The 20,275-nt window shown below is 72.0% G+C and carries 20 protein-coding genes; 13 read left to right on the forward strand and 7 right to left on the reverse strand.

The features are described from left to right. Positions 1–55: 55 nt before the first annotated feature. A complete protein-coding gene (locus tag LZ495_RS23720) occupies positions 56–1,003 on the reverse strand; it encodes a LysR family transcriptional regulator (RefSeq protein ID WP_235054879.1) in 948 nt (315 codons plus the stop codon). Between the two features lie 51 nt (positions 1,004–1,054). Here LZ495_RS23720 and LZ495_RS23725 point away from each other — a divergent pair, with 51 nt between their 5' ends. Beyond that, entirely contained in the window at positions 1,055–1,687 is a 633-nt protein-coding gene (locus LZ495_RS23725) for an RBBP9/YdeN family alpha/beta hydrolase (RefSeq protein WP_235054880.1), read from the forward strand. 6 nt (positions 1,688–1,693) lie between these two features. Here LZ495_RS23725 and LZ495_RS23730 read toward each other — a convergent pair whose 3' ends face one another. Beyond that, entirely contained in the window at positions 1,694–2,173 is a 480-nt protein-coding gene (locus LZ495_RS23730; protein WP_235054881.1) for a nucleoside deaminase, read from the reverse strand. 316 nt (positions 2,174–2,489) lie between these two features. Between LZ495_RS23730 and LZ495_RS23735 the strand changes: the two genes are divergently transcribed. Together LZ495_RS23735 and LZ495_RS23740 are read left to right on the forward strand one after the other, a co-directional pair. Then, the gene (locus LZ495_RS23735; RefSeq protein WP_235054882.1) at positions 2,490–3,077 is read left to right on the forward strand and encodes a TMEM165/GDT1 family protein; all 588 of its coding nucleotides are present in this window, start codon (positions 2,490–2,492) and stop codon (positions 3,075–3,077) included. A gap of 95 nt (positions 3,078–3,172) precedes the next feature. Beyond that, on the forward strand, positions 3,173–4,330 hold the full coding sequence (locus LZ495_RS23740) for an MBL fold metallo-hydrolase (RefSeq protein ID WP_235054883.1): 1,158 nt from the start codon (positions 3,173–3,175) through the stop codon (positions 4,328–4,330). A gap of 66 nt (positions 4,331–4,396) precedes the next feature. Here the strand turns inward: LZ495_RS23740 and LZ495_RS23745 are convergent, their stop codons facing one another. The 4 genes from LZ495_RS23745 to LZ495_RS23760 all read right to left on the reverse strand — a co-directional run bounded on the left by LZ495_RS23745 (position 4,397) and on the right by LZ495_RS23760 (position 9,875). Beyond that, positions 4,397–6,463 (reverse strand): phosphocholine-specific phospholipase C, encoded by a 2,067-nt coding sequence (locus LZ495_RS23745; RefSeq protein WP_235054884.1) that lies wholly within the window; start codon positions 6,461–6,463, stop codon positions 4,397–4,399. A 178-nt stretch (positions 6,464–6,641) separates the two neighbouring features. Beyond that, positions 6,642–7,373 (reverse strand): helix-turn-helix domain-containing protein, encoded by a 732-nt coding sequence (locus tag LZ495_RS23750; RefSeq protein ID WP_235054885.1) that lies wholly within the window; start codon positions 7,371–7,373, stop codon positions 6,642–6,644. Positions 7,374–7,531: 158 nt separating this feature from the next. Continuing rightward, positions 7,532–8,914 (reverse strand): M1 family metallopeptidase, encoded by a 1,383-nt coding sequence (locus LZ495_RS23755; RefSeq protein ID WP_235054886.1) that lies wholly within the window; start codon positions 8,912–8,914, stop codon positions 7,532–7,534. A 97-nt stretch (positions 8,915–9,011) separates the two neighbouring features. Further along, a complete protein-coding gene (locus LZ495_RS23760) occupies positions 9,012–9,875 on the reverse strand; it encodes a class I SAM-dependent methyltransferase (protein ID WP_308268601.1) in 864 nt (287 codons plus the stop codon). A gap of 164 nt (positions 9,876–10,039) precedes the next feature. Here LZ495_RS23760 and LZ495_RS23765 point away from each other — a divergent pair, with 164 nt between their 5' ends. Both LZ495_RS23765 and LZ495_RS23770 read left to right on the forward strand, forming a co-directional pair. Beyond that, the gene (locus LZ495_RS23765) at positions 10,040–10,717 is read left to right on the forward strand and encodes a winged helix-turn-helix transcriptional regulator (protein ID WP_235054887.1); all 678 of its coding nucleotides are present in this window, start codon (positions 10,040–10,042) and stop codon (positions 10,715–10,717) included. A 121-nt stretch (positions 10,718–10,838) separates the two neighbouring features. After that, on the forward strand, positions 10,839–11,132 hold the full coding sequence (locus LZ495_RS23770; RefSeq protein WP_235054888.1) for a hypothetical protein: 294 nt from the start codon (positions 10,839–10,841) through the stop codon (positions 11,130–11,132). Positions 11,133–11,180: 48 nt separating this feature from the next. Here the strand turns inward: LZ495_RS23770 and LZ495_RS23775 are convergent, their stop codons facing one another. Continuing rightward, entirely contained in the window at positions 11,181–12,119 is a 939-nt protein-coding gene (locus tag LZ495_RS23775) for a L,D-transpeptidase family protein (protein ID WP_235054889.1), read from the reverse strand. A 219-nt stretch (positions 12,120–12,338) separates the two neighbouring features. Here LZ495_RS23775 and LZ495_RS23780 point away from each other — a divergent pair, with 219 nt between their 5' ends. The 8 genes from LZ495_RS23780 (at position 12,339) to LZ495_RS23815 (ending at position 20,162) form a co-directional block, all read left to right on the forward strand. Next, entirely contained in the window at positions 12,339–12,905 is a 567-nt protein-coding gene (locus tag LZ495_RS23780) for a PadR family transcriptional regulator (RefSeq protein WP_235054890.1), read from the forward strand. Positions 12,906–12,992: 87 nt separating this feature from the next. Continuing rightward, on the forward strand, positions 12,993–13,997 hold the full coding sequence (locus LZ495_RS44980; protein WP_235054891.1) for a Gfo/Idh/MocA family protein: 1,005 nt from the start codon (positions 12,993–12,995) through the stop codon (positions 13,995–13,997). Positions 13,998–14,457: 460 nt separating this feature from the next. Then, positions 14,458–15,939 carry a pyridoxal phosphate-dependent decarboxylase family protein gene (locus LZ495_RS23790; protein WP_235054892.1) on the forward strand — a complete coding sequence of 494 codons (1,482 nt, stop codon included), beginning with the start codon at positions 14,458–14,460 and terminating at the stop codon, positions 15,937–15,939. A gap of 159 nt (positions 15,940–16,098) precedes the next feature. Next, a complete protein-coding gene (locus tag LZ495_RS23795; protein ID WP_235054893.1) occupies positions 16,099–17,730 on the forward strand; it encodes a phenylacetate--CoA ligase family protein in 1,632 nt (543 codons plus the stop codon). Between the two features lie 2 nt (positions 17,731–17,732). Next, on the forward strand, positions 17,733–18,248 hold the full coding sequence (locus LZ495_RS23800; RefSeq protein ID WP_235054894.1) for a DUF8788 domain-containing protein: 516 nt from the start codon (positions 17,733–17,735) through the stop codon (positions 18,246–18,248). Positions 18,249–18,260: 12 nt separating this feature from the next. Next, positions 18,261–19,112 carry a DUF8788 domain-containing protein gene (locus LZ495_RS23805; RefSeq protein WP_235054895.1) on the forward strand — a complete coding sequence of 284 codons (852 nt, stop codon included), beginning with the start codon at positions 18,261–18,263 and terminating at the stop codon, positions 19,110–19,112. Continuing rightward, a complete protein-coding gene (locus LZ495_RS23810; RefSeq protein ID WP_235054896.1) occupies positions 19,109–19,546 on the forward strand; it encodes a DUF8788 domain-containing protein in 438 nt (145 codons plus the stop codon). Before LZ495_RS23805 ends, LZ495_RS23810 begins: the two co-directional genes overlap by 4 nt. Before the next feature lie 52 nt (positions 19,547–19,598). After that, positions 19,599–20,162 carry a DUF8788 domain-containing protein gene (locus tag LZ495_RS23815; RefSeq protein WP_235054897.1) on the forward strand — a complete coding sequence of 188 codons (564 nt, stop codon included), beginning with the start codon at positions 19,599–19,601 and terminating at the stop codon, positions 20,160–20,162. Positions 20,163–20,275: the final 113 nt, after the last annotated feature.

The following is a 20,275-nucleotide window of genomic DNA, read 5'->3' on the forward strand; positions in this document are numbered from 1 at the left end:
TTCGTATTGCTTCTGTCAACGGCCTTCCCCGAAAGCCCCTGCGGTCCGCTCCGCCCTAGCCCGCCGGGGCGTACGCCGCCGCGGTGCGGGCCGCCGCGGTCAGCTGCTCCAGCACCGCCGCGAGCACCGGGTTGTGCTCCGCACCCGCGCGGACCGCGGCGAAGATGTGCCGCACGGGAGCCGGGCCGTCCGGGGCGCGCAGCACGACGCCCGGCCGGTGGAGCGGCTGCGCGAGCCGCGGTACGAGCGCGACGCCCGCCCCGGCCTCCACCAGCGCGGCCAGTGCCTGCCAGTCGCCGACCGCATGCCGGATGTCGGGTGTGAAGCCCGCGGCCGCGCACAGCGACCGCGTCACCGCCCCGCAGCAGCTGCGTGCGTCCCCCACGACCCACGGATCGGCGGCCAGTTCGCGCAGCGGCACGCGGGCCAGGCCGGCCAGCCGGTGTCCCGCGGGCAGTGCCACGTCCAGGACGTCGGCCAGCAGCTCGGTGCGGACGTACCGGGCATCGGACGAGGCCGGCGACGCCGCGAAGTCGACCGCCACGGCCACGTCGACCTCGCCCGCGTCGAGCTGCGTGAACAGGTCCGGCGGCTCCGACTCGCGGACCGCGACGGTGATGTCGGGCCGCGCCGCGGCCAGCCCGGTCAGCGCTCCCGGCAGCAGGCCGCCGACCGCGCTGGAGAACGCGCCGATCGCGACGTTCCCGCGCTGCCCGTCCTCCCAGGCGGCGAGATCGGCCCGGGCGCGCTCCATCTGCGCGGCGATCACCTCGGCATGCCGCAGCACCACCCGGGCCTGGCCGGTCAGCCGCACCCCGCGCCCGTGCCGCTCGACGAGTGGCACACCCAGCTCCCGGGACAGCGCGGTCAGCTGCTGCGACACCGCCGAGGGCGTCAGGTGCATCGCCTCGGCGGCCTTCGCCAGACTGCCGCGCCGATCCAGCTCGCGCAGGGCGCCGAGGCGCCGCAGGTCGATGGTGAAGGATCCGCTGATGTGTTCCATGCAGAAACGTTAACTGGACCTGATGAGTCCGGGGCCGGAAGGATCTCCGGTATGGAGACCACCCCGACCACCCCGGCCACCGCGACGACCCCGGCCGCCGCGTTCCTGATCCTGCACGGCTGGCAGAACCACCGCCCCGAGGGTCATTGGCAGTACCAATTGGCCGCCGCGCTCACCGACCGCGGTGCGGCGGTCGCGTACCCCCAGCTCCCCGACCCCGACACCCCTGACCTGGGCGTATGGCTGTCGCGCCTGGACGCGGAGCTCAAGGCGCAGCAAGACGCCGCCACGGGCGAGCGGGTGGTGGTCGCGCACAGCCTGTCCGCCTCGCTGTGGCTGCATGCCGCGGCCCGCGGCGGCGTGCGCGCGGACCGGGTGCTGCTGGTGGCGCCGCCGTCGGACGCGGTCCTGCGGGGCTTTCCGGAGGTCGCGGCCTTTGCGGGCGGCGCACCGACCGCCGCGCAGATGGCCGCCGCGGCCGGGACGACCCGGCTGGTGGCCGGCGACGACGACCCGTACTGCCCGGGCGGCGCGGCCGAGGTCTTCGGGCGGCCGCTCGGCCTGGACGTCGATGTGGTGCCGGGCGGCGCCCACCTGGACATGGACGCCGGGTACGGCTCGTGGCAGGCCGTCCTGGACTGGTGCCTCGACCCGCAGGTGCGCCTCACCGCACGGACGGCCTGAGGCGCATCAGGCCTTTGTGTGGAAGCGGCGGTGGAGCGCGCGGATGTCGGCCTCCAGGCTCGCGACCGGGCCCTCCACGGTGATGCCGGGCGCGACCTCCCGCACGGCGAGCGGCAGCACCGGCGCCGCGGGCACGCCCAACTCGTCCAGCCAGGAGACGAGTTGCGCGGTCGACGCGACGTACACGATCCGGCCCAGGCCGACCCACGCGTGGGCCGCCGAGCACATCGCGCAGTGCTCCCCGGAGGTGTAGACGGTCGCGGCCGCCCGCTCCTCGGGCGACAGGTGCTCCGCGGCCCAGCGGGCCAGCTCGAACTCCGGATGCCGCGTCCGGTCCCCGCCCGCCGCTCTGTTGCGGTCCTCCGCCAGGACCGTCCCGTCCGGCCCCGCGAGGACCGAGCCGAAAGGTTCGTCGCCGGCCTCGAGCGCCTCTTCGGCCAGCCCGATGCAGCGGCGCAGCAGCGCGAGTTCGAAATCGTGCACCATCCCCGCATGCTAAGCCGCCCGCGGCGGGCATCCCGGCAGGGGCTCGGGGTGTCGGATTCGGGCCGTCGTCACGCCTGCGGTACTCTTGATCACTGCGAAGGGGAGTAGCCCCGCAAACCGGTCGTCGACATGCTGGAGCCCTCGGGCTCCCGGTGGCCGGGCCCGTGCACTGCGCAGGCGGGCGAGACCTTCGGCTCCGGTATCGACGCGTCCGCATCCGCGGGCGCGCAAGTCGTGCCGGGCCGAGTGGTCCTCTCCGCCGCCTCACGGCACGTCGAAGGCCTGCGGTCCGGCCCCGTGCCAGAAAGCCCCGGCCATGCACCTCGATCTCGTGGCGGTCCTCACCGCCTTCGGGCTGATCTTCCTCGCCGAGCTCCCGGACAAGACGATGTTCGCGTCGTTGGCGATGGGCACCCGGATGCGCCCGCTCTACGTGTGGTTCGGCACGTCGAGCGCGTTCATCGTGCACGTCGCCATCGCGGTCGGCGCGGGCAGCCTCATCGGCCTGCTGCCCGACTGGCTGGTCAAGCTCGTCTCCGCGGCGCTGTTCGGCTTCGGCGCGTTCATGCTGCTGCGCGGCGGCGCGGGCGACGACGGCGACGAGGACACCGCAGGCAAGACCGTCACCGGCTTTTGGCCGGTGTACACGACCGCCTTCATGGCCGTCTTCATCAGCGAGTGGGGCGACCTCACCCAGATCACCACCGCCAACCTGGCCGCCTCCAACGGCACCTGGTCCACCGCCATCGGCTCGGCCGCCGCCCTGATGACGGTCTCCGCGCTCGCCCTGCTCGCCGGGCGGTTCATCGCCAAGCGCGTACCGCTCGGCACCGTGCAGCGGATCGGCGGCCTGTGCATGCTCGGCCTGGCGATCTGGTCGCTGGTCGAGGTCTTCACCGGCTGACCGACCGGCCGCCCCGCGTTTCGTGTGGCGCGTGCGGAAGCGCACGCGGGCTTGCGGGGTTGAATGGGAAGAGGCGATCCAGGAGGAGCTTTCCCATGGGGATGAAGGCAGTGCGGCGGCTGGCCGCGGGCGGAGCCGCGCTGGCGGCGGCCGGGTGGGCGCTGCGCGACGTGCCCGCCGAGCTCGGCGGCACCGCGTCGGGGGAGCGGCTGGAGCGCATGCTGCGCTCCCCGCAGTACCGGGACGGCACCTTCCACAACTCGGTGCCGGCCAGTCTCGTGGAGCCCGGCAGCGCGCCCGGGATCGCCGCGCAGATGATGCGCGACCGCGCCTCGCGGCAGCCCGCCGGCGAGATCCCGCTGGTCGCCAGGCCCGCCACGCCGCGCTCCGCGGAGGGCGTGAGCGCGATCTGGTACGGCCACGCCACCACGCTGGTCGAGATCGAGGGCCACCGGGTGCTCTTCGACCCGGTGTGGAGCGACCGGGTGTCCCCGTCGCAGCTGGTCGGCCCGCGGCGCCTGCACCCGCTGCCGGTACCGCTGACCATGCTGCCCGAGGTCGACGCGGTGGTCATCTCGCACGACCACTACGACCACCTCGACCGCGCCACGATCCTGGCCCTCACCGCAGGGCAGTCCGCGCCCTTCCTGGTGCCGCTGGGCATCGGCGCGCACCTCGAACGCTGGCAGGTCCCCGCCGACCGCATCATCGAACTCGACTGGGACGAGGACGCAGTGGTCGGCGGCCTGCGCTTCACCGCCACCGCGGCCCGCCACTTCTCCGGCCGCACGCTGCGCCGCAACGACACGCTGTGGGGCTCGTGGGTGGTCGCCGGCCAGCGCCGCAAGGTCTTCTACGCGGGCGACTCCGGCTACTTCGACGGGTACGTCCGGATCGGCGCCGCACACGGCCCGTTCGACCTGACCCTGATGCCGATCGGCGCGTACAGCGCCAACTGGCCGGACATCCACATGAACCCCGAAGAGGCCGTCGCCGCCCACCTCGACCTCGGCGGCAACGTCATGCTGCCGGTGCACTGGGCCACGTTCAACCTGGCCCCGCACGCCTGGTCCGAACCGGTCCAGCGGCTGGGCCGGGAGGCCGAGGCGACCGGCACGCGGCTCGTCGTGCCGCGGCCCGGCGACCGCATCGACGTCGACGACGCGGCGAAGCCGGACGCCTGGTGGGAGTTCGGCAAGCCGGCCGCCGGAGCGCTCCGGGTGCTCGGCAGCGAGGCCGACGCCGCAACGTAGCAAGCACACATCTCCGCCCCGGCTCGTCCGACGAACCGGGGCGGAGGCATGTGTACCGGGTGCGCGTCAGCCGCGCCCGAACGCCGGGTCGCTGGTGGCCGGCCGGCCGGTCTCGACGTGCCCGGCCATCCGGCGCAGGTAGCCGGGCGCCTGGAGCACCGTGACGGTCAGGTCGTACCAGCCGCGGCTGTCCCGCAGGTGCGCCTCGTGCACCGCGGACTTCCCGGGCCGGATGCGGTACTTCTCCGGACGGCCGCGCTCGTACGCGTCGGCGACCAGCACCTCGATCGTCTCGGCGCCTTCGTTGGCGAGCACGACCTCCACGCTGCCGCTGCGGCCGCGGTGCCGGGCGCGCACCTCGAGGCCGGCCTGCCCGGCCCGCCCCGCGAAGCGGCGGTGGAACCCGTTCGGGCCGTGCACCGCGAAGTCGTACGCACCCTGCGCGGCCGCCGATACGTCCCACGTCTCGGACAGCTCGCGGCCCGCGCCGACCGTGTAGGTCCACGGACCGCCGGGCTGCGTCGTCGAGGTCACGAAGAAGCTCGCACCGGCCTTGCCCGGGTTGGAGAAGTCGACGCGCAGCCGGCCGTCGGCGCCGCCGCGGGAGTCCGCGGACAGGTCGTATGGCAGCGCGCGGGCGGGCCGCACGCCCTTCTCCTGCTGCGGCAGCTGCGGCACCGCGGGCGGCGTGGCCACGAAGTCCGGGTGCCGGTCGTGGTCGGCCGGCACCCAGGCGGCGGTGCTGGGCAGCGCGGGCCGCTTGGGGTCGGTCCTGCCGAAGTCGAAGGCCGAGGTCAGGTCGCCGCACACGGTCCGCCGCCACGGCGAGATGTTCGGCTCGCGCACCCCGAAGCGCTGCTCGATGAAGCGCACGATCGAGGTGTGGTCGAACACCTCGGAGCACACGTACCCGCCCTTGCTCCACGGCGAGACCACGAGCATCGGGACGCGCTGCCCCAGGCCGTACGCACCGGCCAGGCTGCGGTCGCCCGGCTTGGGGGTGAAGTGCTCGCCCGCCACGCTCACCGTGGACTTGCCCTGCGCGGGCCCGTTCGGGGCGAACGGCGGCACGACGTGGTCGAAGAAGCCGTCGTTCTCGTCGTACGTGATCAGCAGGACGGTCTTGCTCCACACCTCGGGGTCGGCGGTGAGCGCGTCCATCACCTGCGAGATGTACCAGGCGCCCCAGTTCGACGGCCAGTTCGAGTGCTCGCTGAACGCCTCAGGGGCGGCGATCCAGGACACCTGCGGCAGGCGTCCCGCCTTCACGTCCTCGCGCAGGATGTCGAAGTAGCCGCCGCCCTGCGATACGCGCGTACCGGTGCGGGCCTTGTCGTACAGCGGGTTGCCGGGCTGCGCGTTGCGGTAGTTGTTGAAGTACAGCAGCGAGTTGTCGCCGTAGTTGCCGATGAACGCGTCGTCGGTCCAGCCCCACGACCCGGCCGCGTCCAGGCCCGTGCCCTCATCCTGGTAGATCTTCCAAGAGACACCGGCCGCTTCCAGGCGCTCCGGGTACGTCGTCCAGCCGTAGCCCAGCTCGGCATTGGAGATGACCGGACCGCCGCCGACCCCGTCGTTGCCGGTGTAGCCCGACCACATGTAGTAGCGGTTCGGGTCGGTCGGGCCCATCAGCGAGCAGTGGTACGCATCGCAGATCGTGAACGCGTCGGCCAGCGCATAGTGGAACGGGATGTCGCCGCGCGACAGGTGCGCCATGGTCGCCGGGCCCTTCGCGGGCAGCCAGCCGTCGTACTTGCCCTGGTTCCAGGCCTGGTGGCCGTCGTTCCAGCCGTGCGGCGTGCCCTCCAGGAACTTCATGCCCAGATCGGTGCCGGCCGGGCGGAACGGCAGCACCTCCTTGGTGCCGTCCGACTGGTGCCACACCGGCTTGCCGCTGGGCAGCGTCACCGGGTGCGGGTCGCCGTAGCCGCGCACGCCGCGCATCGTGCCGAAGTAGTGGTCGAAGGACCGGTTCTCCTGCATGAGCACCACGATGTGCTCGACGTCCTTCAGCGTGCCGGTGCGCCGGTGGGCCGGGATCGCCGCCGCGCGGGCGATGGGTGCCGAGAGCGCGGACAGCGCGGCGGTGCCGCCTGCCAGCTGCATGAACCTGCGACGGTCGATGGCGTTCACGTCGGGCGTGTCTCCTTCGGTGGTCCGATGGTGCGGCGCGCATGCCGGGCATGCGTGCGCCGCTCAATGTCGAAGCCACCGCGGAACTGCGCACTGCCGCCGGGCAAACACCACAAGAAGCCTGCCGCAACTTCCCGCGGGTATGCCCGGCGCGGCGCGTCCGATCGGCCGTGCCCGGTCAGCCCCGGCTGGGCGGGCGGCGCCACACGGCGGGGGCGAAGGGGTCGGCCGGCGGGTTGCCCAGGTGGGACCAGAAGCGGTCCAGAGCGCCGTCGGGGAGCTCCGGGTCGGCGCCCTCGGCGCCCTCGGCGGGCTTGACGGTGTCCGGGGGGAACTCGGCGGCCAGGGCCTCCAGGGCCTCGCCGACCTTGCGGCGCCGGGCGCCGAGGAGTTCGGTGATCGGGCCCAGGTGCGCGGTGCGGCGGCCGTCGGCCAGGCACCGGGCGAGGTGCCCGGAGAGTTCGGGGCCGCCGCCGGAGACCTCGACCAACTCGCGGTGCGACAGGCCGCCGAGGACCTTCACCAGGGCCTCGGTGCGCCGCTCGTCGGCACGCCACGTGTTGGTGCGCTCCAGACGCGTCCAGGTGGCCTCGGACATGCCGACCTTGCGGCCGATGTCGGCCCGCGACATCCCGGCGCGCAGCCGGCGGGACATCAGGGACGTCGGCGCGTCGCCCATCAGGCGCTCGACCGGCACGGCGAGCGCACTGGCCAGGCCGACGAGTTCGGCCTCGCTCGGGGCGAGCGTGCCGTCCTCCCAGGCCCGGACGTCCCGTGGGAAGGCGTTGACGCCGTACGACGCGAGGGTCGCGGCGACGCGCTCGGGGGTGAGCGCCATGACGTTGCGGGCGGCGCGCGCGGCCGCGGGGTCGAACGGCGGCGGCGCGTCTTGTTCCTGAGCGTGGGTCACGGCGAACCAGAGTAGGGCCCCGCCCTCCCGGTGTGGACGGGGGTACGCGGGATCTTGGCCGAATGCGTACCAAGCACCGGCGCCGAGTCGCCGTCCCCCGGCAGGGAACCGGGCGCGGCGGCCGAAGCCGCCGCGCCCGGTCACCGGAGCGGCAGAGGTCAGGGCGTGCCCGGCTTGGCAGCCGTGTACAGCCAGGCCTCGAACAACGGGCGCAGGTCCTTGCCCGAGATGTTCTCCGCGAGCTTGCGCAGATCACGTGAATCCGCGCTGCGGTACTTGTACTTGTCGGCCCAGTCGCGCAGGAGCTTGAAGAAGTCCTGGTCGCCCATCTTCATGCGCAGCGCGTGCAGCGTCATGGCGCCGCGCGTGTAGATGGCGTCGCCGTTGAAGATCTCGTCGCGGCCCGGGTCGCCGGTCTTGAGGTTCCAGAACGGGTCGCCGGCCGGCGTGGCGTACAGGCCGTCGAACACGGACTGCGCGGTGGCACCGCCGTGTTCCTCGCGCCACAGCCACGTGGCGTACGTGGCGAAGCCCTCGTTGAGCCAGATGTCCGCCCACGACTTCGGCGTCACGCTGTTGCCGTACCACTGGTGGGCGATCTCGTGGACGATCGTGGATTCGCGGGCCGTGCCGTCGTAGACCGGGCGGCTCTGCGTCTCCAGCGCGTAGTGCACGCCGATCCGGTCCAGGATCCCGCCCGTCGAGTCGAACGGGTACGGGCCGAACTCGGCCTTGCCCCAGACCGACGCCTCGGCCGTCAGGCGGTGCAGGTCGGCGTCGGTGACCGGGAGCGCCGGGTCGTACGCGGTGATGTTCGGCAGCTTCCCGACCTTGCCGTTTGTCACGTTGTACTTGCCGATGGCGACCATCGACAGGTAGCTGGCCATCGGCTTGCGCATCGACCAGACGACCGTGGTCCGGTCGCCGCGCACCACCGGCTTGCCGACCGGCTCGCCGTTGGCCAGCGCGGTCGTGCCGTTCGGCGTGGTGATCCGGTAGGTGTACGTGGCCTTGTCCCGGATGTCGTCGTTCACCGGGTACCAAGTCCGCGCGCCGTCCGGCTGGTTGAGGGCCACCGCGCCGTCGTCGGTGTTGATCCAGCCGTAGACGCCCAGCGTCGGGTCGTCGAGCTGCTGCGGCTGCCCGGCGTACCAGACGGTGACCTTGAAGTCCTTGCCGCGGCGCACCTTGCGGTCCGGCGTGACGGTCAGCTCCTGGCCGTCCTGCCGGAACGCGGCCGGGCGGCCGTCGACCTGGATGCGCTGGATCGCCGGACCGGAGTAGTCCAGGTTGAAGCTCCGCAGATCCTTGACGGCCTCCGCGGTGATGGTGGCCTGGGCCACCAGTGTGTGGGTGGATGGAGTGAAGTCCAGGGCGAGGTCGTAGTGTTCGACGTCGTATCCCTGGTTGCCGGCGAGCGGGAAGTAGGGGTCTCCGGACCCCGCCGCACCGTCGCCGGTCGCCGAGGCCGGAACCGCGGCGAACAGCAGCATGGAACACCCGAGCGCGGTCGCCGTGGTGCCCCAGCGTCGTTTCGTCATACGTCGCATGTCGCGACACATTAGGACCGCGGAGCGGCCCGGCAACAGATCCTCCGGGTGGAAAGATCTTGTCGCCGGGCCGGGGCGGCTTTCCTGGTCAGTCCGCCTTGCGGGCGGTCAGGAGCAGGTACTCCCACTCCATCGCGCCCGAACCGTCGGCGGCGCCGAAGCGGCGGCCGAGGTCGGCGAGGTCGCGGTCCAGCGCGGCGACGCGCTCCGGGTCCTCGGCGATGAACCGGTAGGTGGCGATGGTCGGGCCGTAGCAGGCCTTGAAGAAGTCGCGGAACTCCTCCGGGCTGCCGAAGCGTTCGACGCGCAGCATGCGGCGCTCGGCGACGACGTCGGTGACCCGGTCGCCGAACAGCGCGCGCACGTGCTCCGGGTCGCCCCACAGCGGTGCGGGCTGCGCACCGGGCGGCGGGGGAGCGGCGTACGGCTTCATGGTGGCGAACATCTGCCCGATGAAGCCCTGCGGCGTCCAGTTGACGACCCCGAGGGTGCCGCCCGGCCGGACCACGCGCAGCATCTCGTCGGCGCTCGCCTGGTGGTGCGGTGCGAACATGATGCCCACGCAGGACATCGCCACGTCGAACTCGCCGTCCCCGTACGGCAGGTCCTCGGCATCCCCCTGCTGCCATTCGAGCTTGGCGCCGGCCTCGGCGGCGTGCGCGCGGCCGGTCTCCAGCAGCTCCGGAGTGAGGTCGGACGCCACGACGTCCGCCCCGGTCAGCGCCGCCGCGATCGCGGCGTTGCCGGAGCCGGCCGCGATGTCCAGCACCCGGGTGCCGGGGCCGGCCTGGCAGGCCCGCACCAGCACCGGGCCCAGCTCGGCGATGACCTCGGTGGCCACCGCCGGGTAGTCGCCGAGCGCCCACATGGCCTTGTGCTTGGCCTTCAACGCCTGGTCGGCCGCGGCCGCCTCCGCCGCCCCCTGGCCGCCCTTTGCTTCCGTGTCCCCCACGATCGTTCCCTTTCCTTGGGCGCGATGACCAACTTCCCGCCCTGTTGCGGGAGTTTGCCGCGCTCCTCCACAAACGACAGTAGGGAGCCGGGAAGGCCCCGGCCTAGTACAGGATCTGTACCGACCGGCCTCGGGCGAGCGGCGCGCGGCGATAACCTGTTCGCATGGGTGCTTCGTACTACCAGTTCTGTCCGGTGGCGAAGGCCATGGAACTGCTCGACGAGCGGTGGACGCTGCTGATCGTGCGCGAGATGGTCGCGGGCAGCAGCCGCTTCAACGAGATCCGGCGCGGCGTGCCGCGGATGTCCCCGACGCTGCTGTCCAAACGGCTCATCACCCTGGTCCGCGCCGGGCTGGTCGAGCGGGTCGCGGACGGCTCCGAGGTGCGATACGAACTCACCGAGGCGGGCCGCGAACTGCGCCCGGTCGTCGAGGCGCTCAGCGCCTGGAGCGTGCGCTGGGTGGGCGAGCTGGGCGATGTCGACCTGGATCCCAAGCTGCTGCTGTGGGACATGCGCCGCAGCGTCGACGGCAGCGCGGTGCCGGACGGCCGCACGGTAGTGCGGTTCAACTTCCCGGACGTGCCGGCCAAGCTGCGCGACTGGTGGCTGGTGATCTCCGGCGGCGAGGCCGACCTGTGCGATGCGGACCCCGGATTCGACGTGACCGTGACGGTGACCGCCAGCCTGCGCCGCCTCATCGAGGTGTGGCGCGGCGACCTGGCCTGGTCGGACGCGCTGCGCTCGGGCGGCGTCAGCGTGCACGGCCCGGAGGAGCTGCGGCGGGGCGTCCCGGGATGGTTCACGCTGCCCGCCTTCGCCGCGGTGCCGCGCCCGGCCTGACGGACCCGGCCCTGCGGGGCCGCGGCGGCACCGGCACCCGCGGGGGTGTCGATTTCCGTGGTCCGCCCGTGGCAGAGTGCGCGGTGACCGCAGGTACCCCTCGTCCCGTGAGGTCGACGCCGTGACCGAACTCCCGCGCCCGCGCACCGAGCCGGTGCTCCCCGCGTCCTCGCCGTTCGACTGCTGGGTGGACTTCCCGGCCGCGCTGCGCCGCCACGACGAGATGGCCGGCGCCGAACGCGCCCGGGCGCTCGCGGACTGGGTCGAGGACGTCGGCGCCATGAACCTGGCCACCGAACTGCTGCGCACGCGCGAGGTGGTCGCGGTGCTGGTCAAGCTGCTCAAGGCGCGCGGCGTGGACCCGGTCGAGGCGCACAAGCGGGCCACCGCGGCGGCCCGCGGCCAGGTTTCCTGACCGGCGCCCGCGGCACCTGCCGACCGTTTCCCAGATGGCGCGGCGGTGTCAGCCGATGGCGATGCGCGGCTTCTGCGCCGGGTCCAGCCAGCGCAGCGCGGCAGCCAGGAAGTCCTGCGGCACCGATACGCACCCCGCCGTCGCACCGGACCCGTTGACGTGCAGGAAGATCCCCGCGCCGCGGTACCGCACCGCGGGGGAGCGGTTGAAGTCGATGACCACGGCGTAGCGGTATGCCGGATCGTGGGTGATCAGGCGCTCCGAACCGTTGGTGTGGCTCTCCGGCAGCGTCTTGTCGAAGCCGCCCTGGCTGCCCAGACGCATCTGGTTGTAGTAGTCGGAGTTGTTGTCCTGCACCCACCAGTGGTCCTGGCCGACCTTGGTGTAGGGCAGCGCGGTGCCCGGATCGGCGTTGATGCCGAAGGCCTGGGTCAGGGTGTACGTCCCGGCGGGCGTGGTGTTGGTGTTCTGGGTCCGGGACGCGCCCGGCACCACGCCGCCCGACCCGATCCGGGCGTTCTCGGTCACCGTGCGGCGGGTCCAACTCCCGTCCGCCTCCCGCTGCCAGGTGGCGACGGTGGCGTAGCTGCCGCGTGCCTGGACGGTCACGACCTGCCGGGCGTCGCCGACCTGGACCGGTACCGGGAACGCCGGGGCGGGCGGCTTCGCGGGGGTGGTGGGCGGCTGGGGGCGGGCGCTCGTCGCCGTGGCCGGCGGCCGGGTCGCGGGAGTGGCGGCCGGGGTGGCCGAGGGGGTCGGGGACTCGGCCGGAGGCGTGGTCGGGGCGGCGGACGCGGTTGCCGTCTCGGCGGGCGCCGACGCGGGGACCGGCTCGGTCGGCGGATTCGGTACGGCGCCCGACGAGGCGGGCGCCGGGCTGCCCGCTCCGGCCTTGCCGGTCTTGCCGCCGTCCGCGCAGCCGGCGAGTCCGGCCTGCAGGACCGCGACCGCCAGCAGAACCGCCGCCCGGCGCCGAGCTCTTCCCACCTGTGCCCCCAGCCCCGGTCGCATCCTCCGCACGTCGCGGCCACGGTATCCCGGCCGGCCGCGCGGCGGGCCGCCTCGCCGTATTCTCCCGGTCGGCTATATAAGTCCGAAGCTATGGCGAGGGTATGACGAGGGCCGAATATGCTGGATGGCCAGCTTATTCGGCTATCATCACTGGATTCATGGGTCTCTAGTGACCGGCGCGGTCAAAGGACGGGCATGCAACTCGACTTCGTCATCCTCGGGCTGCTGGCGATGCGCCGGTTCTCCGGCTACGACCTGCGCAAGTGGATGGACGGCCCGCTCAAGTACATCGGCTACGGCGTCCAACTGCCGCAGATCTACCGCCGGCTCGCCAAGCTCGTCGAGCGCGGCTGGGTGGAGTTCGACATCGACGCGCGCGACCGCGGTCCGGACGCCAAGGTCTACCGCATGACCGACGCGGGCCGCGAGGCGCTCCTGGAATGGGCCCGGTCCCCGTTCGAGCCGGCCGCGCGGCCGATGGACTCCGACTTCCTGATCCGCTTCGTCTTCGGCGGGCAGCTCCACCCCGACATCGCCATCGCGGTGGTCCGCGCCGAACTCGAGTACCGGATGGCGCATGTCAGCCCCATGGGCGTCCTCGACCTGAGCGACCACTACGAGCCGCAGATCCCCGAACTGGACCCGGCCTGGGCGCGCGAGGTCCACCTGCTCGCGCACGAGCACGGCTACGCGTCCACCGCGGCGTACATCGCGTGGCTCAAGCTCACGCTCCAGCGCCTGGAACTGCGCCGCCAGGGCTGACCGGCCCCCGCACGCCCGACGCCGACACCGACACCGACGTCCCTTCCGTCCGTCCCCTGCTGTGCCGACCGTCCCCGGAGGAACCCCGTGCACCCGTCGCCGAACACTGCCGCAGACACCGCCGAGGAGTTCGGTTGGGGGATTGCCGCGACCGGTGGCATCGCCGCGACGCTTGCCGCGGTGATCGCCGCCGAGCCCGGCATGTGGATAGCCGCGGTCGGCTCGCGCAGCAAGGAGCGCGCCGCCGACTTCGCCGCCCGGCACGGTGCCGCCGCATCGTACGGGTCCTATGCGGAGCTCATGGCCGACCCCGGCGTGCACGCCGTCTACGTCGCGACCCCGCACGCCCAGCACCGCGAGGTCGTCGAACTCGCCCTCGCCGCGGGCAAGGCGGTGCTGTGCGAGAAGCCGATCGCGGCGACCGTGGCCGACGCCGAGGCGATGGCCGCGCAGGCCCGGGCCGCCGGGGTGTTCCTCATGGAGGCGATGTGGATGCGGTTCAATCCGCTGGTCCGCCGCGTCAAGGAGCTCGCCGACGACGGGAAGCTCGGCGAAGTCCGCTCGGTGCACGCCTCCTTCGGCTTCCCGTTCCCCTACGACCCGGACCACCGGCTGTGGAACCCGGAGCTGGGCGGCGGCGCGCTGCTCGACCTGGGCGTCTACCCGGTCGCGCTGGCCCAGCTGCTCCTCGGTTCGCCGGAATCGGTCGCGGTCGCCGGCTCGCTCGGCCCCAGCGGCGTCGACGCCGAGGCGGCGCTGCTCATGCGCTGGCCGGGCGGCGCGCACGCGCTCCTGGAGACCTCCCTGCTCACCCTGCTGCCGATGACCGCGAGCGTGGTCGGCACCAAGGCCCGCGCCGACTTCGCGATGCCCTTCCACGCCGCCACCCGGGTCACCGTGCAGCCGTACGACGGCGCCGCCGCGCAGGAGTTCGTCATCGAGAGCGCGGACGAGGCGCTGGCCGGCGAACTGCGCGAAGTGCGCGACATGGTCCGGGCCGGCCGTACCGAATCCCCGGTGATGCCGCTGGACGACACCCTCGCGGTCCTCCGCATCCTCGCCGACGCCCGCCACGAACTCGGGGCGCGCTGAACACCCTTCGCCACGCCCGCTGCGCCACGGACACAACCTGTGAGCGATGCGCCACGGAGCGTTCCCGGACATGCGGAACGCCGGCTCCCGCCTGGCGCCGTGCCGCCGCTGGCCCGAACGCGCCCGCGGCCGGCCGAACCGGCATGCCCCGATCCGCTTTCACCGCCTGAAGTCGCCCGGTGACGCGATGAGTTGCGAGGTCGCGGTCCGTGGCGCAGCGCCATGGAGACGCAGCACAGCGCCGACCGGTGCGGCGTTTTCCGGTCAGACCGGAAAAAGCGGAGGAGTCGGCCAGAAAATACGTATGGTTGTGGACGTGGCCGGTGGGGGTGCCGGCCGCGGGTAGTCCCGGGGATTTCCGACAGCCGCCCGTCGGTATTCCCGGTCCTGGGCCGGTGGTGGGTGGCAGGAGTTTCCGGCTGCCCTGCCTTCGCCGGCGAACTCTTAGGGGGAGGCCCGCGTGACGATTCTGCCCGCGACGTTCGACGCCAAGTTGTTCCGGGAGAACTCCGAGACCGTCCTGGCCAAACTGGAGAAACACTTGGCCGACCAGTCGCTCCGCGGTCTGGAACTGTCCGATCCGGCACGGCTCATCGCGGCGGCCCGGGCGCTCATGACCGAGGAGCGCGAGAAGATCGCGGATTTCGACGAGGAGAAACTCGCCGCGATCGTCGACCTGTACCTGGCCACCGGAATCCAGGTGCATTCGCCCTCGTACATGGGCCGGCAGTTCTCCGGGGTGGTGCCGCTGGCCGGTGTCATCGACTTCGTCAGCTCCGTGGTCAACCAGCCCTCGTCGTTCTACGAGGCCGGCCAACTTCCCAATGCCGTCGAGCGCATCATGGCCGACGAACTGAATTCCTTCATCGGCTGGCCGGCCGGCAGCTTCGCGATGGTGACGACTTCCGGCGGCTCGCTGGCCAACCTGACCGCGCTGCTCGCGGCCCGCAACCGGGCGTTCCCGGACTACTGGTCGCACGGCGGCGCGGCACTGGCCGGCGGCGCCAGGCCGGCCATCGCGGTCGGCGCCGACGTGCACTACAGCGTGTCCCGGGCGGCCGGCGTGATGGGCATCGGCGAGGAGCAGATCGTCCGGCTGCCGCTGGACCGGGACTACCGCATCGACCCGGCGCAGGCCAGGTCCGCACTGGACCGCGCGGCCCGCACCGGACTGCGGGTGTTCTGCCTGGTCGCGTCGGCGGGCACCACCTCGGTGGGGGCCTTCGACCCGATCGGCGAACTGGCCGACCTGGCCCATGAGCGCGACTGCTGGCTGCACGTGGACGGCGCGCACGGCGCCAGCCTGCTGGTGTCCGACGAGCTGCGCGGCGCGCTGCGCGGCATCGCCGAGGCCGACTCGCTGACCTGGGACGCGCACAAGATGATGTTCGTGCCCGCGCCCTGCACGCTGCTGTTCTACCGGAACCGCGAGCACAGCCTGGCCGCGTTCCGCCAGCAGGCCAGCTACGTGTTCGACGAGGAGCCCGACATCTACGCCGCACTGGACAGCGGCGGCAAGAACTTCGAATGCACCAAACGCCCGATGATCATGACGCTGTGGGCGCTCTGGGCGATCTACGGCCGGGCCCTGTTCGCCGAGAAGATCGAATATCTGTGCGGGCTGACCCGCGATGCGTACGAAATCCTGGAGGCCACTCCGGATTTCGAGACCGTGCACCGGCCCGAGGCGAACATCCTGTGCTTCCGGCACCGCCCCGCGGGGCTTTCCGAAGAAGCCGTCCACCGCTTTCAGGTGGCCGTCCGGAGCCGGGTGAAGCACCAGGGGAAGTTCTTCATCTCGAAGGTCGACGTGGACGGCGTCGCGGCTCTTCGGGTGGTCATGATGAACCACGAGACGACCACCGCGCACTTCCGTCTGCTGCTCACCGAGATCCGCAAGGCCGGCCGCGAACTCCTGCACGCCGGAGCCGCTTCGCGGTGAAACGGCCGTGAAGAACAGCGCATTTCACGCAGCACGCATCCACCCGGCGCAATTTCGCGCGCCACCCATTCCCGTACCCAGCGCCACCCATTCCCGTACCCAGCACCACCGATTCCCGTACCCCAGAGTGCCAAAAGCAGCGTGGAAAGGGGACGTCCATTGAGCACCGTGCACACCCCGCAGAACGCCACGGCCCGCCCGGCCGCCAAGCGTTCCGCGACCGCCGGCCTGCCGGCAGATCCCGAAGCCGCCCGGGCGCTGGCCGCCCGGCTGATCCCGGACCGCGAGTGGCGGCCGGCCAGTGTCGACGCGGTGGCGAAGCTGCCGGCGTTCGCCGCGAAGATGCGCGAATGCGGCCGGGTCTCCCGCACCCCGTACACCGAACTCCCGCACTACGTCACCGCGGCCCTCGAACTGCGGCGCCTGCAGCAGATGGTGCACACCGTCCTGCTCAACCCGGCCTGGCGGGACCGGCTCGCCGCGGCCGGCATCGACCGGGCACCGGCTACCTACGAGGAATGGCAGGACATCCCGCTGTCCGACAAGGACGTCCAGCGGGAGTTCTACATGGGCGCCCGCCCCGGCCTGGTCGTGCCGCTGGACCGCGGCGGGTTCGAGGTCGTCGCGAGCGGCGGCACCAGCTCCGGCAGCCCGCTCGAAGTCGTCTACGCCTTGCGGGAACTGGCCGACACGTACGACATCGCCGGGCAGTTCATGGGCGACTACCAGCTCGCCGCGCACTTCCCGCCGGACGGCCCCAAGTGGCTGTTCACCACGCTGGCGGACTACCAGATGTGGAGCAGCGGCACGATGGTCGGCGGCGTGCTGGCCAAGGTGCCCGGGGTCAATTACATCGGTGCGGGCCCGGTCACCGCACCGGTCTTCGAGCACATGTTCTCCTACCCCGGTGCCAAGGCACTGATGGGCATTTCGGCCGGCATCGCGATCCTCGGCGAACTGGGCGCGGGGCTGAACCGCGAGGCCCGGGAGACCTTCCGTATCGCGCTGTACGGCAGCGGCGTGCTGCCGCACCGCAAGCGCGCCGAGCTCCAGGCCGTCTACCCCAACCTCGTCATCCTCAGCTACTTCGCGGCCACCCAGGCCGAGACCATCGGCCTGCAGCTGCACCCGGCCACGCCCTGGCTGACCGCGGTGCCCGGGCTGCACCTCGTCGAGATCGTCGACGAGGACGGCCGCTGGGTCGCCGAGGGCGAGGAAGGCGAACTGGTCGTCACCCGGCTGCACGCGCACGAGGCTCCGCTGCTGCGCCTGAAGCTGGGCGACCGGATGGTCCGGCGTCCCCGACTCGCCGGACCCGGCCTGCAGGCCGACCAGTTCGAGTTCGCCGGGCGCACCGGCGACATCCTGCACATCAACGACAGCCAGTACTCCGCCGCCCGCGCGTACGCCGCACTCGCCACCGAGCTGCGCAACGCGGGCGTCGTGGACCTGGACGAGGCGGCCCACGAAGTCCAGTTCGTGAACCACCGCGAGGCCAAGACGATCACGCTGCTGGCATCCGTCGACGACGTGGTCGGACTGACCTACCGCAAGGACATGATGCTCGGCCTGGACGGCGTCCAGCGGATCTTCGTGAACGCCCTGCCGCGCGCCCTGTCGCTGTTCAACCACGGCGAGGCCAACCCGGCCTCGGTCCAGAAGACCGGCTACGGCCTCCGCCTGGTGTTCGTCCCCAGACTGTCGCCGGCGATCGAGCGCACGGCGGTCGGAAAGGTGCCACTCGTGCGCGACCGGGCCAGCCGCGCGACCCCGGAACCCCGAAGGGAGTGAGCATGAAGCCGCAGGTGAACATCATGGCGGTCGTCGACGTGATCGGTGCGTTGTCGGCCCGCACTCTGCTCGACGGCAATCTCTGCATGGTCGACAACGGCGACTACCGCAGCACCGGACAAGGCACGCCGGCGCTGTGCACCCTCGTCTGCCCCGGCCAGGCGGTGCAGTGGACCGCGCTCGCCGTCGACCTGCAGACGCCGGTCGACATCAAGAGCATCCGGTTCCTCGACCCGCTGGGCGGCGAAGGCGTCGCATGGCAGCCGCAGCACGCCGCGCCGATCGCGGCGAACGGCGGTTTCCCGCACGCGAACGGCTCCGACGCGAGCCTGTCGAACGGCGAGGCCGGGGCCGGGAGCGCGGGGGACAGCGACACGCTCGACCTCGACGTCTGGATCGGCCTCGTGCCGCCTTGGATGACGCCCGGCGTGCCGTACAAGTACCGCCTCGAACTCCAGATGTACGAGGGCGACAACAGCATCATGCACGTCGACCTCCCGGCCCTGATGAGCGTGTAGGAAGGAGGAGCCATGCCCCAACAGCTCGCGATCATCGTGCTCGTGGACGTCGGCAACGCCATCGCCGACGGCACGCTGGACGGCAACACCTACCTGTTCGACAACATGAAGCTGCACGGTTCGGACGGACAGGGCACCGGCGGCCTGGTCACCGCGATCAACGGCGCCTACTGGGCGGACGGCTCGCAGGCCAGCGAGCAGGTCCTCAACTGGCTGCCCTACAGCCTCGGTTCCATCCCGCCCACGGTCCCGCGCGGCTACCAGTCGGACCGGGCCCGGCAGACCGACCGGGAAGCCCTCGCCGAACTCGACGCCCTGGCCGCCCGCCCGGCGGCCGGCGCCGACACCGCCGGGCGGCTCGACAAGATCCGCAAGTCGGTGGGCACCCGCATCAAGACCACCCGGCGCACCAGCGGGCGGCTGTCGAACGAGAAGGTCCTCGACGTCACCGGCGAGGTCGTCGGCGACCTGGGGACCGGGTCGTACAGCTACCCCGGGCCGATCATCACCGACATCTACGGCGAGGCGGTCGACGAGAAGATCATGTACCCGGCCGAGTACGGCTCGCCGGACATGGTCACGGACGGCTGGTACTGGTCGGCCACCGTGGACACTTCGCGGCCCGGCTCGTACGCGTACACGATGCGCATCCAGCTCCACAAGCTAGTCGTGCAGGACGGCCAGGCGCTGTGGCACCCGGTCAACCTGACCTGCACGTCCAGTCTGCGGATCACCTCCGAGCCCAAGCGGAACGCCTTCACGAAGGCGGGGATGGGCTACCTGCCGGTCCCCATGCACGCTCCGCCGACCGAAGGGTACGCCGGGACCGACGCCGTGACCGAGTCCGCGAGGAGCACCGGATGACCGCCAAGACGCGGGCGCGGGAGACCCCCGCACCGGCCAAGCGCCCGATCTCCATCACCGCTGTCGTCGACTGCGTCGGCGTGCTGGCCACCGGCAGCATGTCCGGCCAGCTGTACCTGTACGACACCAACAAGGCGGGCGGCTCGGCCGGTTTCGGCACCGAGGAGCTCCAGACCAAGGCCGCGGTCGGCGACAAGCTGCTGTGGAACTGCCTCGCGCTGGAGTGCGAGGCGTACGTCGGGATCGACGCCGTGGTCATCGACCCCGAGGTGTGCGAGCCGGAGCGCAAGGTCTACCCGGGCACCGACGTCGCGTACTGGACCGGCATCGTCAAGAAGCTGCCCGCCGAGCCCGTCCCGTACGAGATCCGGTTCCTGGTCGGTACCAGGGCCCAGTCCGTCCCGACCACCCTGTCGCCCACGCTCACGGGCTGACGGCGCCGGACGCGGGCATCCGTCCCGCCCGGAGAAGCGCGAAGGAGGCAAGGTGACCACAAGCACGCAACCCCGGCCGAGCGCGACCGAGGAGAAGCAGAACCCCGGCCAGCTCAACTCGGTCCAGCTCAACATCGTCACGCTCGTCGACATGGAGCGGGCCACCGAGTCCGGCATGCTGGCCGGCGCGATGTACATGATGGACAACAGCATCGGCGGCACCGGCCAGGGCACCAACCGCCTGGAGACGGTGTGCAAGCAGGGCCAGGTCATCAACTGGATCGTGCGGCCGATGGACATGGAACGGCGCCTGGACGGGACCTGGCCGCCCATGCCGAAGATCAACAACATCGTCTTCCTGGACACCGAGCTCGGCGACGAGGAAGACGTCGCGGAACGGCGGCACTTCTCCGAGCTGAAGATCTACGGCATGCCGGACCGCATGCGCTCCCCGCTCACCCCGGTCTACTACTACTGGGCGGGGACGGTGCTGAGCACCGCCAAGCCGGGCGTCTACCGCTACCGGCTGATCCTCGAACTCGAGCGGGAGAACAGCAAGGAGAAGCTGTACCTCAACACCGTCGATCACCCGGCGATCCGGGTGATCGAGGTCTGACCGGCGGCTGAGCTCGACCGGTACGCGCAGGACGAGCAGAACGAGCAGGACCCGTGGGGGGGGGGGGCCGCCGGGGGGGGGCCCCCCCCCCCCCAGCCGGGGGGGCGCGGGGC

This window comes from Yinghuangia soli (assembly GCF_021502675.1).
Classification (GTDB): domain Bacteria; phylum Actinomycetota; class Actinomycetes; order Streptomycetales; family Streptomycetaceae; genus Yinghuangia; species Yinghuangia soli.

Excerpts from the sequence above, each read along its gene's own strand:
- LZ495_RS23720 (WP_235054879.1), bottom strand. The coding sequence starts at position 1,003 with ATGGAACACATCAGCGGATCCTTCACCATCGACCTGCGGCGCCTCGGC.
- LZ495_RS23725 (WP_235054880.1), top strand. The coding sequence starts at position 1,055 with ATGGAGACCACCCCGACCACCCCGGCCACCGCGACGACCCCGGCCGCC.
- LZ495_RS23730 (WP_235054881.1), bottom strand. The coding sequence starts at position 2,173 with ATGGTGCACGATTTCGAACTCGCGCTGCTGCGCCGCTGCATCGGGCTG.
- LZ495_RS23735 (WP_235054882.1), top strand. The coding sequence starts at position 2,490 with ATGCACCTCGATCTCGTGGCGGTCCTCACCGCCTTCGGGCTGATCTTC.
- LZ495_RS23740 (WP_235054883.1), top strand. The coding sequence starts at position 3,173 with ATGGGGATGAAGGCAGTGCGGCGGCTGGCCGCGGGCGGAGCCGCGCTG.
- LZ495_RS23755 (WP_235054886.1), bottom strand. The coding sequence starts at position 8,914 with ATGACGAAACGACGCTGGGGCACCACGGCGACCGCGCTCGGGTGTTCC.
- LZ495_RS23765 (WP_235054887.1), top strand. The coding sequence starts at position 10,040 with ATGGGTGCTTCGTACTACCAGTTCTGTCCGGTGGCGAAGGCCATGGAA.
- LZ495_RS23780 (WP_235054890.1), top strand. The coding sequence starts at position 12,339 with ATGCAACTCGACTTCGTCATCCTCGGGCTGCTGGCGATGCGCCGGTTC.
- LZ495_RS23800 (WP_235054894.1), top strand. The coding sequence starts at position 17,733 with ATGAAGCCGCAGGTGAACATCATGGCGGTCGTCGACGTGATCGGTGCG.
- LZ495_RS23805 (WP_235054895.1), top strand. The coding sequence starts at position 18,261 with ATGCCCCAACAGCTCGCGATCATCGTGCTCGTGGACGTCGGCAACGCC.
- LZ495_RS23810 (WP_235054896.1), top strand. The coding sequence starts at position 19,109 with ATGACCGCCAAGACGCGGGCGCGGGAGACCCCCGCACCGGCCAAGCGC.